This window comes from Halostagnicola larsenii XH-48 (assembly GCF_000517625.1).
Taxonomy (GTDB): domain Archaea; phylum Halobacteriota; class Halobacteria; order Halobacteriales; family Natrialbaceae; genus Halostagnicola; species Halostagnicola larsenii.
This window is the reverse complement of the sequence record NZ_CP007056.1, coordinates 490,699-509,109: the sequence shown is the minus strand read 5'-3', so window position 1 is coordinate 509,109 and position 18,411 is coordinate 490,699. Positions and strand designations below refer to the sequence as shown.

Below are 18,411 nucleotides of genomic sequence, written 5' to 3'. Positions count from 1 at the left end.
TGCTACCGCTACGGCACGCTTCTACGTCAACGTATAAAGCTGAGTGAGTAGGGCAGACGATCGCAAGAAATGGTTCTCTCGAGTGGTACGTACTTTCTGATCAGGTTGTCGTCCAACCGTAATATAGATGTCTCGAGATGGTCACAGGTGCTTTTCGATGGTTGGCCAGACTCCCTTCGGGTAGTACCGATGTGCTCCAGACCCTACAAACAGTTCGCACGCATCTTCTGCACCGGCATTCAGATATATCTGTTCCAGGCGTGAAAACGCACGCTTCGTCCCATTGATGGGGAAAATCGGATCTTCATCGCCGGTGGCGATGGTGAGCTGGCGGGGAGCAATCGCCCCGGCAATGTCCCACATTTCGCCGAGACGGAAGATGCCCGGTACGTAGTTACATTCACAGTGATCGATAGCGATGATCGAATCTTTGAACGTACAAAAGTAGGCGTTCAGCGCGACAGGACTCAATCGTTCGTCCAGTGCTGCCGCGAACATTGACACCGCGGCTCCGCCGGAATGTCCTGTGATAGCGATCCGACTATCGTCCAGTATCTCCTCGTTTTCGACGAAGTCGACGAGCCGGAGAACATCCCATGTTCGTTCCCCTGCAAGCGTTCGACCGAATAGCTGCGAGATTTTCTGCATTCGTGTACACGACCGATAGCCGTCTTTCTCGATTTTTGGGCCTGCCAATTCGCCGAACGCTCGCAAGTCTGGTACGAGAGTCGCATACCCTCGTTGGACAGCCTGTCGACCGAAATCCCGATGCTCCTGATAAATCTCTATTCGATCATCGGGGATGTTTCCAACGGTCAATTCTTTGCCGTCTTCGGTGTGACCGTGAACCGCGAGCACAACGGGGTACGGTGGCTCACCCTCGTCTGGAACGAGCAGATAAAACGGAACATGAATTCCATCTTCCGTTCGAATCGTCCATTTCTGTCGTTCGTGATCGGCTCTCGATTCGGTCTCGAGTTGTCTTGACTCAATTTCGTCCGTACTAGCAGCGTGAATCTCAGGAAATCCTAGCACTGTTGCTAATTCCTGCTGAACGGAGTTCTGCCAGGATGTAAACGCCTGTCCGGTCTGTCCATCGTACCCGTGCTTGCGGGCGGCTGTTTGAAGGAGTTGCTGCTGAAACTCCTGTTGTTGGGTCATTGCTCTATCCCCGTAGTATTGTCCATACTACTTATCATTGTTCTTCGTGGCCCCTCATTCTGCAAAAATTCCGTGGGGATGGATGTCAATATATGTAGTCTTATCACCGGCGTTTCTTCATTCGGGATTCGTCGAACTAACCACCGCCACCGATCGAAAATGGTGCAACCTGGGATGAAACGGCTATCCGATGGCAATAGGTTTCTTTCGAAGAGATTATAATTCGAAGAATATCGACAGTGCTCAGACGAATACGGACGAACTTCGGCGTTGGATACAGTTCGGGTGACTACCCTCGAACTGGCTTCTAACTCTCTCTGTTCGCCCACGCGAGTCCATTCCTGAGCAGTGTCTGAACGTCGTTAGGTTCGAACGCGGCGGCGTCGTGTCCGAGTGAGCAGTAGAACACGCGCCCTTCTCCCACGGATCGCACCCAGACAGCCGGCATCGTCCCCATCGATTCGTGAGTAAATTCTGCGAGAACAGTGACGCGGTCATCGTTCCAGTCGAGCTGATACGGTTCATCGTACGTTCGAAAGGTATCGACATCGGCCATCACTGGGTGGTTCTGCTCAATGATTTCGATGTCGAGTTCGGACATTTCGGGATGTGTGACGAACCGTCCTCCAATAAGTGATGCTACCTCATCGCATGGTTCGTCGATAAAGGAGCTAACATCCGCTGCGCAGTGAATGCCAACGTATCCGCCTCCGGTCGCGATAAACGAACTAATCGCCTCAATCTGTTCCTCAGTCCAGTCAGCCTTTGTCGTGTAGTCGACCATAACGTCGTACGCCTCGAGTTCGAGGACTGCGTTACGGTCGGTCGTCCGGTTAAGTTCGGCGACGCCATCGAAGACATCGGAAAGCACCGGTCCGACTGCCGTAAACTCGTGGAAATCGAACTCATTACCGCCGATAGCTAGTGCATCCACGCTCATATCACTGCGTTCTCGAGGTCCCATCTTAGTCTTTTCGTCGAGTTGAACCAGTCGACTCTCGTCGGATGGTTGCCACTGGCTCGGTCGGTGCAAGCGGAGACGGGGCCTGTCTGGAACCCGTGTCTGATCGAGTGAACGACCTCTCGAGGAGTCGATATCGTACCTCGACGTGAGCCCTTACCGGTCGCCTCATCGTCCAGTAGTTGTATCGCACTACTGTCTCTATCGCCGACACCAGAAGAGTTTTCATATATATCGTGCCAAATGTATGCATGGAGATCGGAGTATTAACAGTTGCACTCGCTGGTGAATCGCTTGAGGATACCTTCGCGTACCTCGAAGAACAGGGAGTTGATGCGGTCGAAATCGCCTGTGGCGGATTCGTCGGTGACGACCACCTGCCCCAGGAGACGTATCTAGACGACGAGGATGCTCATGCCGAGTTGATGGCGTTACTCGATATGTACGATTTGCACATTTCAGCACTGGCGACCCACAACAACCCACTTCATCCCGACGACGAGCGTGCAGCCGAGGCTGACGAAGAACTTCGGGGGGCGATCCGTCTCGCGAACCAACTCGGCGTCGATACAGTTACCACCTTTTCCGGCCTGCCAGCTGGCGGTCCCGCCGATGAGGTCCCAAACTGGATCACGGCACCGTGGCCGCCGGAACATTTGTCGGCTCACGAGTATCAGTGGGAGGTTGCCGTCGATTATTGGTCCGAACTCGCGGAATTTGCCGACGATCACGGCGTGAACGTCGGCCTCGAGATGCACCCCAACATGTTCATCTACGAGCCGCATGGATTGCTTGACTTACGAGAGGAGACCAACGAGCGCATCGGTGCGAACTACGATCCGTCCCATCTCGTGTGGCAAGGAATCGATATTACAGAATCGATCCGATTGCTTGGCGAGGAGGACGCGATTCATCACTTCCACGCCAAGGATACGAAGGTTTACGACGCTAATTCCCGGGAGAAAGGAGTACTCGATACGACACCGTATACGGACGAAATCAACCGCTCGTGGCTGTTTCGTTCGATCGGCTACGGTCATGGAGAGGAGTTCTGGAAGGACATCGTCTCGACCCTTCGAATGGTCGACTACGACGGTGTGCTTAGTATCGAACACGAGGATTCGCTGACCTCGCCCAACGAAGGCCTCGAGAAGGCGATCGATGTCCTTGACCGTGCCGTTTTCGAAACGACGCCTGGCGACGCCTACTGGGCCTAAAGTCAATAGAATGAGCAACGACCCACTGACGGTCGGTATGCTGGGTATCGGTTTATGGGCCAAGCCCCACTCGAGTGCACTCGAGCGTCTCCACTGTTTTCCGGCGGTTCCAGGAGTCGAACGTCAGATAATGATTGGCCGATACGAAGAGGGAGTTGCCGACGCTGCCGAACGGCTCAACTTCACCCCTACCGGTACGAACTGGGAGAACATCGTTGACGAGGTTGATGTCCTCTACAACCTCGGGCCAAACGCGATCCACGCTGATCCAGCGATTGCAGCCCTTGAGGCAGTTGCGTCGGTGTTCTGTGAGAAACCGCTGGTCCACACTCTCAAGGATGCAGAGCAGATGCACGAGGCCGCCAAGAATGCGGCGGGAACTGCAGGGATCGCGTTCAACTACCGATTCATCCCCCCGATTCAGTACACGAAGAAGCTCGTCGATTCCGGCGAACTTGGTGAAGTCCATCACGTGCGCGGGCAGTACCCATAGCCCGGTTATATCGCCGGTTCGTCGTCGGCCAGTCCTCGAGATATGTTCCTCCTGGCGGTTTCCATCACCAACAGTGTTAAGTCACGTGTAAAGAACCTTCCTGATATGCATCCAGTCAATGTTGGGATCGTCGGATGTGGAACGATTTGTGATGCGTACCTTTCGAATGCAACACAGTTTGATCAGTATCGGATCACGACCTGTGCCGACATCGATCGTGACCGTGCTGAATCCAAAGCGGCCGAGTACGGAATCGAGGCCGTCGAGGTTCCGGAGTTGCTTGACGATCCGGCGATCGATATTGTTTTAAACCTGACACCTCCGACGGTTCACGCCGAGGTCTGCACGGAAGTTCTCGAGGCCGAAAAACACGTTTATACCGAAAAGCCGTTCGCAACGACGGTGGCGGATGCCGACGCGATCCGCGAGCTGGCAGCCGATCGCGGCCTGTTCGTTGGGTCGGCTCCGGATACCTTCCTCGGTGCCGGTTTACAGACGTGCCGCACAGTTATCGATGAGGGCCGGATCGGGAGGCCGGTTGGGGCGACCGCGATATGGACATCTTCGGGCCATGAGACTTGGCATCCGAACCCGGATCTCTACTATCAGGAAGGCGGGGGACCGCTGTTCGATATGGGCCCCTATTACGTGACGGCGCTGGTCTTTCTGCTTGGTCCCGCGCGACGGGTTGCTGGTTCGATCGGACGGGCATCCGACAAGCGGACGATCACGAGCGAGCCTCGCCACGGCGAGACGGTCGATGTCGAGGTACCAACCCACGAAGCCGGCGTCGTCGACTTTGAATCGGGCGCGATTGCGAACGTTCTGACGAGCTTCGATGTTCAGGATTCGACCTTGCCAGCGCCGGCGTTCGAACTCTACGGGACGGACGGGACGCTCCGTCTCACTAATCCGAACAACTTCGATGGAACGGTACAGGTTTCCAGCCGCAAAACTGATGGATGGGAGGATATCCCGTACACACACGAGTACACGGGTGGTCGTGGTGTCGGCGTCGCCGACATGGCACTCGCGATTCGGTCCGACTGGGATCACCGCACGAGCGGTGAGCTGGCCGAGCACGTTCTCGAGGTCCTCTCCGGGATCCGATCGTCTTCCACCGAAAGCGAGTATGTGGCGCTCGAGGCCGACTGCGATCAACCGGCGGCGCTTCCACGGACGTTTCCGGACGGTATCGATTCGTCGAACGAGGACTGAGAACTTGAGTACTGTCGTCGGTTCGACTCGTTTAGCATGGACAAGACTGTGATGAGTATCGAGTGGACAAGCCTGTATGGGCTACGACAGTAGCCATGTCACCGGCGTCCTCGGAATTGTCGATCAAACGCTGATCTCGACGGGAAATCACTTCCTCAATGCAAACACTTTACTCATTGCTGCGTAAGGTTGGTTCGTATGCATCGGCTACAGCGATCTGCAGATGAACGTGTGAGCCAACGGGTAAAGATAGGGTATATCGGCGGCGGAAGCCAGGGCTGGGCACATACGCTCATCAACGATTTGGGTCAGTGTTCGGACCTCACCGGCGAGGTAGCACTGTACGACGTCAACTACGAAGCGGCAACGAGAAACGCCGAGCTAGGAAATCAGGTCATGGCACGCGACGACGCAGTCGGTGACTGGCAGTTCGAAGCCTACCACGAAATGGCAGGCGCACTTGAGGGAGCGGATTTTGTGATCTGTTCGATTCAGGACCCTCCCGAGGAAACGTTCGTACACGATATTGATGTCCCACAGAAGTATGGGGTCTATCAGACTGTTGCAGATACGGTCGGCCCTGGTGGAATCATGCGCGCGCTCCGTGCAATCCCTCAGTACCGCGAAATCGCAGCGACGGTCCGTGACTGGTGTCCTGATGCGTGGGTCATCAATTATACGAATCCAATGACAGTTTGTACTCGCTCGCTCTACGAGGAGTACCCTGATATCAACGCTATCGGCCTCTGTCACGAGGTTCACCCGTACCAAGACCTTTTCGCAGAGATTGCCGAAGCCCATGTCGACGAGGCCACGAATGTCTCTCGGAACGAAATCGACATCTCTGTCAAGGGAATCAATCACTTCACGTGGATCGATGACGCCTACTGGCGTGATCATGATCTGGTCCAATATCTCGATGCAGAACTCGAGAAGCGAAAGCCGATTCCTGGCTACGAACCCGGAGACATGGACGGTGAATCGTTCTGGATAAACAACTTTCAGATCGCGTTCGACATGTACGAGCGGTTTGGCGTGTTAGGTGCGGCCGGGGACCGTCACCTTGCCGAGTTCGTTCCCTGGTATCTCGATATCAACGATCCGGAGGAGATTCACCGGTGGGGGATTCGCTTGACACCCAGTTCTGCCCGTATTAGTGACGGTGATGCTCCCGATAAAATGCGGCAGTATCTTACCGGCGCTGAAGAGTTCGAGTTCGGCGAGTCGTGGGAGGAGGCCGTCGAGATCATGCGCGCTCTGGCCGGCGGCGAACCGTTCAAAACCCATTGCAACTATCCGAACACCGGGCAGATTGCTGGCCTTCCCAAGGGTGCTGTCGTCGAGACTAATGCTCTCTTTACCGGGAAAGGCGTTACACCGTTGTGTGCGGGGACGCTTCCGCCACAGGTTCGTAGTATGATAGAACGCCAGATCACCAATCAGGAGACATTGATTGAGGCCGGATTCGACGGCGATCTCGATCTCGCCTTTCAGGCATTCCTCAACGACCCACTGGTCAGTATCGGCCGTAACGAAGCCCGTGATCTATTCGCCGAACTTGTCGAAATCGAGCGCAGTTATTTCGAGGACTATGATCTTGCGGACGCTACCGTCCTACGGGAGTGAGCTGAGACGATCTATCTGTTCCCGAGTGGGGAACGGTAATCTGTGACACGATCTCACTGATTCAACTATCAATATTTTCGACGAACGCTTGAGCAGTCTCTGGGTCGTATAGATGTGGTTGCATGCTCGGTACCTGTCTCTGGTATACGCCAATTCCAATTGTAATCAGATAACAATACCCACAGCGTCCAATTCATAACGAATGTTGTATTTGATCATACTCTTTACTCCTTGATTATCATCGATCATTTGGTTTCGGCGTGTTACTAGGAAACGTATCGAATACTGTGTGAGTGACTTCGAGATTGCGATACTGCTTTTGATTGAGATGTGAGTTCATACCCGGAGAATCATCATATCATCAAATAAACTGTGTCGCTACTCGAGCTTCACGGAGGTTTGTCGAAAATAAATACTGAATTTTAGAAAACTGTAGCTGTAATCAAACGTTCCTTTGTCGGGAACGATGATTCTGATTTCGGTATTATTGCACCGCTTCTCGAGTAATCTACAGGCGTGTGCGGTGCCATCGTTTGCGCTGAGGTAGTTGATTGGAAAGACACTGGGTGAACTTTGAACAGTATGGTATAATATAATCTACATTCACAACAAATTTTATTAGTTTCTATGTGATACCCTATCAAGAGTTTGCCCCATGACACACGATAGACGGACGTTTCTCAGATCGATTAGTGCGGGAAGTATTGGCGCACTCGGCGTCTCGGCGCTGAGCAGTACTGCTTCGGCCGCCACGGTCATTACGATAGAAGGCGGTGGTGCCGATATTTGGAACGAAGCCGACGAGTTTCACTACTCTTACACGGATGTAAGCGGTGATTTTGATGTAATCGTCCATAATCTCTTCGTCGAGGACACGAACGTCTGGGCGAAAGCCGGAATCATGGTCCGAGAATCGCTTGACGTCGACGCAAAGAATCTGATGCTCCGGCGGCGGCCAACCCAAGAAGAATCAGTACAGTGGCGCCCCCAGGCGGGCGAGCAAACTGAGATGACAGACACGTCGACGAACATCTACGCTGACTGGATGCGCTTGCGGAGAGAAGGAGACATCATCGAAGCGTTCGGGTCGCAAGGTGAACCAACGAACGAAGACGATTGGACTCTCATCAGTAGTTTCACCGCTGATGACATCGAATTGAGCAACGATGCGTACCTCGGATTGGCGGTCACGAGTCACAACGAAAACGTTCTCTGTCGAGCGACATTCAAAGATCTCGAGGGAATAGACCTGACAGCGAATCGTGATATTGGGGACGTCAGTTCGGACGGAAGCACTTCAACCGAGACCAGCGTTCCGTTCGTCTCTACGGACGAGGCGATGGACGTGACCTCCACCTCGGCTACACTACGCGGCGAACTCACGGATCTTGGTGGTGCCGGCTCCGCTAATTGTTACTTCGAATACCGCGAAGGCGGTACCGAGTCGTGGACTGTTACGGACTCGGGGACGCTCAACGGACCCGGTCCGTTTACCCGTGAGATCTCGGGGCTTTCGCGGAGTGTTCAGGAGTACGAATTCCGGGCAGTTATCGAGGCAACAGACGACGACGATGCTACTGGTGAAATCCAAGCGTTCACTACTTCAAGTATCGTTTCGATTGACGCGATCCAAGATATATCCTCAACCTCGGCGACAATCAACGCGACAGTAACTGTCGGTGATCCCGGCTCGCTCGAGGCTGGCATCGAGTATCGCGAGGTACCTCGAGAGTCGTGGACCGTGACGAATTCACAGTGTGTTTCCGATGATGGATCGTTCAGCCAGGATCTCTCGGAGTTGACGAGCAGACGCTACTATCATGTTCGCGCAGTCGTCGAGACCGCTGACGGGACCAGCGTCGCGAGCAAGGTCCACCTCTTTAACACGGAGAGTCGCTCTCTGAGCAAGGGTAGTCGAACTGGAACCGGGCTAAGGAGCATCTCCCACTTCGATCTGGACGCTGGGTTCGCAGATCCCGCGCCGTGGCTCGACGACGAGACGCCGATCATCAAGATTACCGAACCGACGCGCCGACAGCTAGAGGTGGCCGCCGGTGTCGACGGGCCGCGCCTCGTGGTTTTCGAAACTAGTGGCACAATCGATCTGAAGGAGCGTCGACTCGCGGTCCAACATGATGAACTCTATCTCGCCGGACAGACCGCACCCTCACCCGGGATCACGCTCACTCGTGGTAGTTTCATGCTAGATGCGAGCGATTGCGTGATACAGCATCTGCGATTCCGCGCCGGTGACGTTGGTCACGAGACAGTTCGCGACTGGGCGGTCGACTCGTTCACGACGGGCGACGACGTCGGGAATAATGTCATCGACCACTGTACGGCGACGTGGGGAACGGTCGAAAACCTCTCTGTCGCCTATAGAACGACGGAGACAACGGTGTCGAATTGCCTTATCGCCGAGGCACTGGACATCAGGTATGGGTACGGTTCTATCGGTGCCGGTGACGGTGCTGAGAACATTTCTTGGCTGGGAAACGTCTGGGCGCTCAACAGGGCACGTAACCCGAATCTCGGCGGAAGTACTGCCGTCGTCAATAATATAATGTATCACTTCAACTCGGGAGCGACGCCCACGGAAGAAGCGTTCTCGTCGATCGTTGGGAACGGGTTCCTCAACGCGGTAGACGAGGAGCAGGCACCGATCAGAAACGGACAGGTGTACGCTCGCGACAATTATGCCGAGCCAGCGGTCGACCCGCTAGTCGATGTCGACGAACTACTCGACGAGCCGCCAGTCTGGCCTGCTGGGCTCGAAGCGATTCCATCTGCGGACGTACTTGAGCACAACCTCGAGAATGCTGGGGCGCGACCCGCTTGCCGTACCGCACACGACGAGCGTGTCACCGATCTAATCCGTAACCAAAACGGCGAGTATATCGAGAGTCAGGATGCGGTCGGTGGTTATCCTGATCTCGAGGTAACTGTACACGAATTGAACGTGCCGCATTCTGGGACACGTGCATGGCTGCATTCGTGGGCACGTCGTGTCGAAACGTCGCGTCACTGATCTTCAACGGATACTCATCAGGATAGGCAACGAACGTTGACCCGTGTTGGCACCGCGGAATTTCAATCGATTTCGACTGATCAATCAAAAAAATTATTACAATCATCGTGATACTCATGTGTGGGACGATAGCTAATGACACAGAAAAGACGAACGTTTCTCCGAACGATCGGTGCGGGAAGTATTGGCGTAACTGGACTGTTCGCGGGTAACACGGCCGCGGCCGGCGGGCCGTCGAACGGCCGGTGTAAGCCGCCGGGGTCGTCTCTTGATCCAGACGATGGCTTCGCGAATCCGGCGCCCTGGCTTGAGAACGAGGATGTGACGGTAACGAGGGTGACGGAACCAACTCGGGAGGCGCTTGCGGACAGCGTCCATGGTTCAGGACCCCGCGTTGTCGTTTTTGAAACTAGCGGGACGATTGACCTCAAGGAGGAATCTCTCGAGATCACCGAAGACAAGTGTTGGATTGCGGGACAGACTGCCCCCTCACCTGGGGTCACACTCATTCGCGGCGGTCTCTACATCAACGCTGATGACTGCGTTGTCCAACATCTTCGAGTCCGACCCGGTGACGCGAACAAAGGACCCGACGACGGTGGTAATTGGGAGCCCGATGCCATGCATACGGGTGATGATACGGTGAACAACGTGATCGATCACTGTTCGACGAGCTGGGCCGTTGACGAGACGCTTTCGGTTGGCTACCGGACAGAGGATACCACGGTTTCGAACTGCATTATCGCCGAGGGGCTCAACGATGCGACCCACACCAAGGGCGAACACGGTTACGGTACTCTGGTCGGTGACGGCGCGCAGAATGTCGCACTGATCGGGAACGCCTGGGCGCACAACACTGGTCGTAACCCGGCTCCCAAGGGAGATACGACGACCGTCATCGCCAACAATGTTATCTATCATGCCACTGACTGGATAACCAGCTTCGGTGGACCGGGTCCGGGAGAGGATGTCCCCGCTCGCTCGGCAGTAGTGGGTAACGCATACCATCGAGTCAGTTCTCATTACATCCAATACGGCCACGTCTATCACGAAGACAACTATACTGATCCCGGTACACCGGAGGCAGTGCCCGACGAGCGTCTCAACGACCGTCCGCTGTGGCCTAACACGCTGGACCAACTGCCTGCTTCGGAACTGCCGGAGTATCAGTTTACGAACGCTGGTGCCCGCCCCGCTGACCGCACCCATCATGACCAGCGTATCGTCGATGACATCCGAAACCGGACCGGTGATATTATCGACAGCCAAGACGAGGTTGGTGGCTATCCTGATCTTCCTGAGAACACACGTAAGCTGCACCCTCCTCAGGGTGGGCTACGCCAGTGGCTCCGCATGTGGTCACGGAAAGTCGAGACTGGGAACGGGCTCAGATAAGCGAGCCGTAGTGGCGGCGTTAGGTAAATCACGAGTTCGTCTGAGACGCAACGGATCGGCGCCAGATGTACGGCTGATGAACGATATCGATCTGGCTCTTTTGCAGCTTGAAAATGGCTCCAACTGCACGGTTAGTAACGAGCACCGGATTTTCGGCCGGCGATACGCCAGTACACCCCTTGTGAGATGGTCAGCTACTAGTCTCGCGGTGATTCAGCGATACACACTTACCCGTTTGTGTATATCGTGATCGGTACTGATACTGGGCCTTCGGACTACCCCTGACAGATAAACGCTTATTATATTGGGGCCAAACCTGCTACTATGGGAATGTTACAATCTGCCTCGAGGGTCATTCTTGGAATTGACGTGCTTTTTTTATTGTTGCTTGGGTTCTCGTTTCTCTATATTGAACCCGGTTCGGGTCCGTTCGTTGTGGCGTCGCTGACTCTTGTTCCGACGGTGCTCACTCTCGTGATGAGTGTGGCAGTCCTCTATACGGGTTGGGATCCGTTTGAGTGAACCCAGTCGCTCGGATGCTTCCCTGGTTCCTTGCTCTGTATGCAGCGGTTCAAGCCGCCCATTAGCTTTGCATATAAGAATAGAATCCCGCAGAAGGAACCGAGTTGAAATGGGATACATTAATTAGGGCCTATCTCCAACTGTGTGCACAACGGTATCATGGTGAATATAAGCTGGCGAATACGTCGTACAGGGCAAACAGTGTTCACGTTATGGGCAGTTCTCACACTGACTTTCGCTCTCGTTCGACTATTACCGGGGAATCCGATGGGAGCGATGGTCTCACAGTTGATCCGACAAGGCGTTAATCCGGCTCGAGCTAGACGACTCGTCGAACTTCGATTGAGTGTCGATCCGGACAAACCGATTCCGTACGCGTACGTAGACTATATGGCTAATATGGTCCAAGGAAACCTTGGAACGTCAATGTACTACACGGAACCGGTCGTCGACATCATCGCAAGAGCACTCCCGTGGACGCTCTTTGTGATGAGTTGGTCACTATTCATCAGTTTCTTCCTCGGGATCGTCGTCGGTGCCTTGATGGCCTACTGGGAGGGTGGAAAATTGGATCTTGGTCTCACATCGTGGGCGGTCCTGATGGGGTCTATTCCGTATTATGTGATGGCACTCCTGCTATTGATGTTCCTGTCGTACCGATGGGGTATCTTCCCGACGAGTGGTCGCCAGCCGACAGGCATTCCAGTCGGATTCAATTGGCCGTATATCAGTGGCATCATACGACATGCTGCGTTGCCGGTGATGTCTATGCTGGTTGCTTCTGGGTTCGCCTCATTAGGGATGCGCGGAAACAGTATCCGCGTCCTCGGTGAGGACTACCTCCGTGTGGCGCGGCTTCGTGGACTCTCTGATATCACAATCTCGACTCAGTACGTCGCACGAAACGCCATCCTTCCGATGTATACGGCGTTCTTGATCAGTCTGGGGGAGATGTTTGGTGGCTCCGTGGTTCTCGAGCAAATATTCTCCTACCGAGGCTTGGGATGGTACATGCTATCGGCTACGTATCAACGCGACTATCCGTTGATGATGGGGATGTTCACTGTCTTGACGGTCGCAGTTGTCCTCGCCTTGCTGATAGCTGACTTAACGTACTCGTTCGTTGATCCACGAGTAGGAGGAAAGGAAAATGAAGCGTACTAACCAATTGACGACCGAGATGTCGAGACGATGGCCGTCGTCGGCACGCTTTGCTACGACGAATCTATCCAGTATACCATCGAACCAAACCATGCAACAGTTACAGTTAACCAACCCGAATACGGGTAAAAGAGAGGTGAACTGATGACGAACGAACCGAACTCCGATTCGACGACTGACCGCTCTGAGCCGTTCGATTGGGACGAAACCGAACGAGATGTGAGGGCCGACGGCGGGAACGTTAGCTCGCCGTTCGAAATCACTTCGGAGTACGAGGAATCTCGTCGCGACCGGTACCGCAAACTCTACGATGCGTACGTGCACGCACCGTTTGCAATCATCAAAAGCGACTGGCGGGCGAGAATTGGGTTCACACTCATCCTGTTTTATCTCTTGATGGGGTACGTTGGTCCGTTGTTGATCGAACCAACGCAGGCAACGGAGGGACCAGCACTCGTCCAGCCATTCGAAAGCTGGGAATACCCCCTCGGAACCGATAATATGGGCCGCGATATGCTGTCGCAGACGGTGTACTCCACCACAACTATGCTCAAGATGATGGGGTCAGGTGCGTTGTTTACCGTCGGAATCGGGACAATCGTCGGTGGACTCGCTGGCTACAAAGGGGGCCTGACCGATACGGTACTGAGTTCGATTACTGATGTGTTCATCAACTTACCCGGGTTCCCACTCGTGATGATCTTGGCTGCGTTGCTACCGATTGGTGGTAACCCGTACATGGTTGGCCTCCTCTTGAGTGTCGGCGCATGGGGCGGTCTTTCGCGTGCGGTCCGATCACAGGTCCTTACCATCCGCCATGAGTCGTTCGTCGAAGCGGCCCGGGGAATGGGCATTTCAACTCATCGGATCGTGTTTAAGGAGATTATCCCGCACCTGATGCCCTATATTGTGATCAACTTTACGAACGCTGCCCGCCGAATAATCTTCTCGGCGGTTGCGTTGTACTTCCTGGCAATTCTACCGTTTTCCTCATCTAGCCTAAACTGGGGAATAATGTTGAACGAGGCCTACGGAGAGGGTGCCCATTATACTACCGGCGCGCTCCACTGGTTCATCATTCCGATGCTAACAATCGTTGGCATCTCAATTGGCCTAATCCTGCTCGGCCAGTCGCTCGACCGGGTTTTCAATCCGCGTGTCCGCGCCCGACACGAGCGAACGACGGCGGAGGACGACAACTCCGGTCCAGAGAACGAAGACGAAATGAACACCAATGTGGCTGGTGTATAATCCATGACTGTCTCAGAATCCAATTACGAAAGCGGTCTTGCGGCGGAGGAATCGATACTGGAAATACGGAACGCGTCCGTCACATTCGACATGGACCGCGGTCAATCGCGTGTCCTCGATGATGTCGACATCGATATCGAGCGCAACGAGGTGCTCGGCATCGTAGGTGAGAGTGGCAGCGGGAAGTCGATGCTCGCGTCCGCGCTGCTAGACGCAGTCGTTGATCCGGGATTACTCACAGGAGATCTCACCTACTATCCTGATGACGGCGGCTCGGTCAACATACTCGACCTCGAGAAGGATGAGCTACAGGAATTCCGTTGGGAGCAAATCTCTATGGTATTCCAGGGGGCGATGAGCTCGTTCAACCCCGTTCGAAAGATCCGAACCCACTTCGTCGAGACATTGAGTGCACACGACTACGCTGTTGATGAGGGAATGCAACGGACTAAGGACATCCTTGAAGATCTCTACCTCGACCCCGAACGGGTACTCGAATCGTACCCCCATGAACTCTCCGGTGGAATGAAACAGCGCGCCTTGATTGCGCTTAGTCTCGTCCTCAAGCCAGAGGTGCTGGTTATGGATGAGCCGACTGCTGCGCTCGATCTGTTGATGCAGCGGTCGATCATTGGGCTGCTTCGCGACATCAAGGAGCAGTATGACCTGACGATTGTCTTCATCACACATGACTTGCCGCTGGTCGCGGACATTGCTGATAGGGTCGGCGTATTGTATGCCTTCGAGTTCGTGGAACTCGGGCCAACCGACGAAATTCTCGAGGAACCGTCCCATCCCTACACCCGACTCCTCCTCAAATCGACTCCGAATTTGGAGTCACCGGTCGAATCGATGCGGCCGGTTGAGGGAAGTGCACCTGATCCAGTGAACGTCCCTTCAGGGTGTTCGTTCCATACCCGCTGTCCGGTTGGTGATAAGAAATGCGAGTTGGAAGCGCCAGGTCCGTACTCGGTCAATAGCGACCATCACGTTCACTGTCACTACTGGGAGGATGCAGTCGACAATATCTCAATGGAGACTGAGATTGTCAGTGACAAGGCCGGAATAGCGGACTCGGGCGTGTCTCAGCAGTCGACAACAGAACGGACCAGTGAGCCGGTCATATCGATGGAAGATGTCGAGGTTCATTTCGGAGAGGAGGGTGGCTTTTTCAACTTCTTCTCCGATCCTGAACTCGTCAGGGCGGTTGATGGAATCTCGTTCGACATCTATGAAAACGATGTAATCGTACTTGTCGGTGAGTCCGGCTGTGGAAAAACAACGCTCGGCAAGACTGCTGTCGGGCTTCAGGAGCCGACCGGCGGTACCGTTCGGTACCGAGGCCACGATATCTGGGATGTGAAGGCAAATGGGAGTGACGACACCTCTTGGGAGGAGATTCGTCGGTCGCTTCAGATTGTTCACCAAGACCCTGGTAGTGCGCTGAACCCGAACCGTCGGATCCGTCAGTCGTTGGAAGAACCGCTCAAGCGTTGGAACAGTGAACTTGACGGAAACGACCGAAAACAACGAATCTTGAGCCTGCTTGAACATGTCGGGATGACGCCGCCGGAGGATTATATCGAGCGGTATCCACATCAGCTAAGCGGTGGTGAGCAACAGCGCGTCGCGTTGATTCGTGCAATGCTGATGAATCCCGAGGTTATCCTCGCGGACGAACCAGTGAGTGCGCTTGATGTGTCACTACGGGTCGAAATGATGGATCTCATGATCCAACTCCAGAACACCTTCGACACGTCGTACCTGTTCGTGTCCCACGACCTCTCGAATGCCCGCTACATTACGGAAAAGACCGGCGGTCGAATCGGCGTCGTCTATCTCGGCGAACTCGTCGAGATCGGTCCACCGGAACAGATAATCCACAATCCGCAGCACCCGTATACGAAGGCACTCCGGTGGGCGACCCCGGAGCTCGAAGCCAATGAGGAGAAAGCTGCGGAAGCGCCCATTCGCGAGATCGATATTCCCGATCCCACGAACCCGCCAAGTGGCTGTCGCTACCACACGCGATGTCCGGAAGCTCGAGAGGTCTGTCGGACTGACCGTCCGGGTGTCTATGATGCGTCGGAAGACGATCTACACGAGGTGACGTGCTTTCGAGCACTCGACGATCACGAATACTGGGATAGCGAACCGATCACCGACGAGAACGAATAATTGAGCTGCTGGAGACTGTTCGATGGGTGTCTTTTGGCCTGTCGATCTGTCACTAAGCACCCGAGACTACTACTCACTCCGTCATTGATCACCCTTCTCTCAGTTCTCTTTCCTTGTCGCGCGCTAAAACTCATAGTTAATTATTTATGCCCTCATTATCAAATAGAGGTATGCCAAATTCTAGCAACAGGCATAGCGGTGGTCGCTCCAGACGAGACATTCTCAAAGGCGGCGCTGTCGGTGGGATCGCTGCGATTGCAGGGTGCATTGGTGGCCAAAGTCAAGGTAACGAATCGCGGTTCACTTACTTCGACCCAATAGGTGACCCGCCGTCACAGCGTCACTTTAACCCGTGGAACCTCTCACAAACGGGTGCGTGGCACCCGGGTGCGAACGTTTTCGATCGGCTCGCGATCCACTCTCCGGCGACGAACGAGGCGTTCCCGATAATTGCAAATAGCTGGGAGATGACCGATTCCACGACCCTTGAGACCGAGATAAGCGATGAGTGGACCTGGCATAACGGTGATCCGCTCGTTGCACAGGACTGGGCGATGCAGTGGGAGATGGAAATTGCGATTTCGACGGCTGACGGGGGAGACAATCCGACGCCGATGGAGGAAATCGAAGTCGTCGACGATCATTTCCTCCGGATCCACCTGAATTCGGAGCTCTCCGAAATCTTTGCCGTGCAGAATACGATCGGCTACTATCACGGTGATATCGGTCGGGGGATTTTCACCAAACACGACGATGACCAGTGGAGCGAGTGGCACGAGCAATTACTGAATTCGGAGGGTGACGAACTCCAGAGCGTCATTGAGGACGTGACGACAACGAGTTACCCCAACATTGAAGAGGGGATTGGACAGGGTCCCTTCCAAGTCACCGAAGTTGGCGACGATACCGTTCTCATGGAAAAGTATGAGGACCACCCCCGGGCCGACGACATAAACTTCGACGAGTTCGAACTTTGGGTTCCCGGAGAACCCGGCGAGCGCGTTCAGCCCTACGTCAACGGTATTGTGAACGCCGTTCCCGGTGGCTACCCAATCCCGGAAAATCAACGTAATCAGCTTCCTGACACCCACTCGCTGTACAGAGAGGGTCGGACGACGAACTCCCTGTTTTGCTTCAACAACGGCACTGGTGTCGAGGGATACGATTCCGCTGTTGAGAGCGCCAACGTCAGAAAGGCAGTGAGCCACGTCTACGATAAACAACAGACCAAGGGCATCCTTAAGGGCGTCAAGAAACTGTTCGATGGCCCGCCGTGTCGGATTCCCGGTCCAACGATCGAAGAGGGAAGCCACCCTTCGACTGACTGGATCGAGGACTTCCCCCGGTACGGCCAGAACGACACTGAGCGTGCGTCGGAACTCCTCCGGCAGGAAGGCTACGAACAGGATAGCGGTGAGTGGCTTACCCCTGACGGAGATCGTTTCGAGATCAATATTCTGAATCCGGCGGAACACGAGCATCTTCAGGTACTTATTGAGAACCTGAAGGACTTCGGGATCGCGGTTGATTCCGAAAACGTTGACGCTGCGACGCTCGATGCACGTCGACAGAGTGGCGAATACGATATTATTCCCGACGGCTCTTCAGCCAACGGCGTCTTCGCCATGTGGTCGCCCGGACTCGTCGTCGACTGGATCCAGACGCTCACGAACTACGAGCCTGAGGCCGAGATCCCGATGCCAGTCGGGGACCCTGACGGATCCAGCGGGACAAAAACGATCAACATTGCCGACCACATCGACCAGTGGATGACCACCGACGACGATGAGTACCACAAGGAGTTGACGTGGTGGTGGAACCAGACACTGCCAGAGTACGAAGCGTTGTACGAACCGGATGCTGGTGCGCTTAACACGGCGAACTTCGAGTTTGATAACGTCCCGGACCCTATCGTGAACGGTGTCGACGATGCGATGTACATTTCACTGAAGATGGAAGAGGGAACGCTACGGTACAAGAACTGATCGGATCAACGATGCCTAACTTGGTAGGCGAATAGGTGAGACATCGTTGTGATAGAAGTACCGGCAAGATCGAACTCGCGAAAGTGATATCCAATCGCTCCTTTATTTCTCCATTTTACGCGTGTCTTTGAGTCGTGACCAAGGGTACGAACGGATATCTTTATCTCACAACACGAAATAAGATAGCACCTAGCGTGGATCAATTCACTACCGCG

The 18,411-nt window shown here is 54.5% G+C and carries 12 protein-coding genes; 10 read left to right on the top strand and 2 right to left on the bottom strand.

The annotated features are described in order from the left end of the window. Positions 1–141 precede the first annotated feature (141 nt). Together HALLA_RS20140 and HALLA_RS16145 are read right to left on the bottom strand one after the other, a co-directional pair. The gene (locus HALLA_RS20140; protein ID WP_084569077.1) at positions 142–1,161 is read right to left on the bottom strand and encodes an alpha/beta hydrolase family protein; all 1,020 of its coding nucleotides are present in this window, start codon (positions 1,159–1,161) and stop codon (positions 142–144) included. A gap of 307 nt (positions 1,162–1,468) precedes the next feature. Beyond that, on the bottom strand, positions 1,469–2,101 hold the full coding sequence (locus HALLA_RS16145) for a ThuA domain-containing protein (protein WP_049954509.1): 633 nt from the start codon (positions 2,099–2,101) through the stop codon (positions 1,469–1,471). Between the two features lie 272 nt (positions 2,102–2,373). On the opposite strand from HALLA_RS16145, the gene HALLA_RS16140 reads away from it, so the two are divergent. From HALLA_RS16140 to HALLA_RS16090, 10 genes are all read left to right on the top strand, one after another. Continuing rightward, the gene (locus tag HALLA_RS16140) at positions 2,374–3,339 is read left to right on the top strand and encodes a sugar phosphate isomerase/epimerase family protein (protein ID WP_049954508.1); all 966 of its coding nucleotides are present in this window, start codon (positions 2,374–2,376) and stop codon (positions 3,337–3,339) included. Continuing rightward, complete coding sequence (locus HALLA_RS16135; RefSeq protein ID WP_339325758.1) at positions 3,284–3,832, top strand: Gfo/Idh/MocA family protein; 549 nt, start codon at positions 3,284–3,286, stop codon at positions 3,830–3,832. Before HALLA_RS16140 ends, HALLA_RS16135 begins: the two co-directional genes overlap by 56 nt. Before the next feature lie 105 nt (positions 3,833–3,937). Beyond that, positions 3,938–5,050 carry a Gfo/Idh/MocA family protein gene (locus HALLA_RS16130; protein ID WP_049954506.1) on the top strand — a complete coding sequence of 371 codons (1,113 nt, stop codon included), beginning with the start codon at positions 3,938–3,940 and terminating at the stop codon, positions 5,048–5,050. A 198-nt stretch (positions 5,051–5,248) separates the two neighbouring features. Next, positions 5,249–6,676: a family 4 glycosyl hydrolase gene (locus tag HALLA_RS16125; protein ID WP_049954505.1), complete on the top strand. Its 1,428-nt coding sequence runs from the start codon at positions 5,249–5,251 to the stop codon at positions 6,674–6,676. A gap of 655 nt (positions 6,677–7,331) precedes the next feature. Continuing rightward, positions 7,332–9,704, top strand: coding sequence for a hypothetical protein (locus HALLA_RS16120; protein ID WP_049954504.1), 2,373 nt, complete (start codon positions 7,332–7,334; stop codon positions 9,702–9,704). 642 nt (positions 9,705–10,346) lie between these two features. Continuing rightward, on the top strand, positions 10,347–11,099 hold the full coding sequence (locus HALLA_RS20730; protein WP_157231415.1) for a hypothetical protein: 753 nt from the start codon (positions 10,347–10,349) through the stop codon (positions 11,097–11,099). Positions 11,100–11,780: 681 nt separating this feature from the next. After that, on the top strand, positions 11,781–12,785 hold the full coding sequence (locus HALLA_RS16105; RefSeq protein WP_174887913.1) for an ABC transporter permease: 1,005 nt from the start codon (positions 11,781–11,783) through the stop codon (positions 12,783–12,785). Between the two features lie 141 nt (positions 12,786–12,926). Next, positions 12,927–14,033 (top strand): ABC transporter permease, encoded by a 1,107-nt coding sequence (locus HALLA_RS16100; protein ID WP_049954501.1) that lies wholly within the window; start codon positions 12,927–12,929, stop codon positions 14,031–14,033. A gap of 3 nt (positions 14,034–14,036) precedes the next feature. Then, a complete protein-coding gene (locus HALLA_RS16095) occupies positions 14,037–16,211 on the top strand; it encodes an ABC transporter ATP-binding protein (protein ID WP_049954500.1) in 2,175 nt (724 codons plus the stop codon). Positions 16,212–16,357: 146 nt separating this feature from the next. Further along, positions 16,358–18,196: an ABC transporter substrate-binding protein gene (locus HALLA_RS16090; protein ID WP_339325757.1), complete on the top strand. Its 1,839-nt coding sequence runs from the start codon at positions 16,358–16,360 to the stop codon at positions 18,194–18,196. Positions 18,197–18,411: the final 215 nt, after the last annotated feature.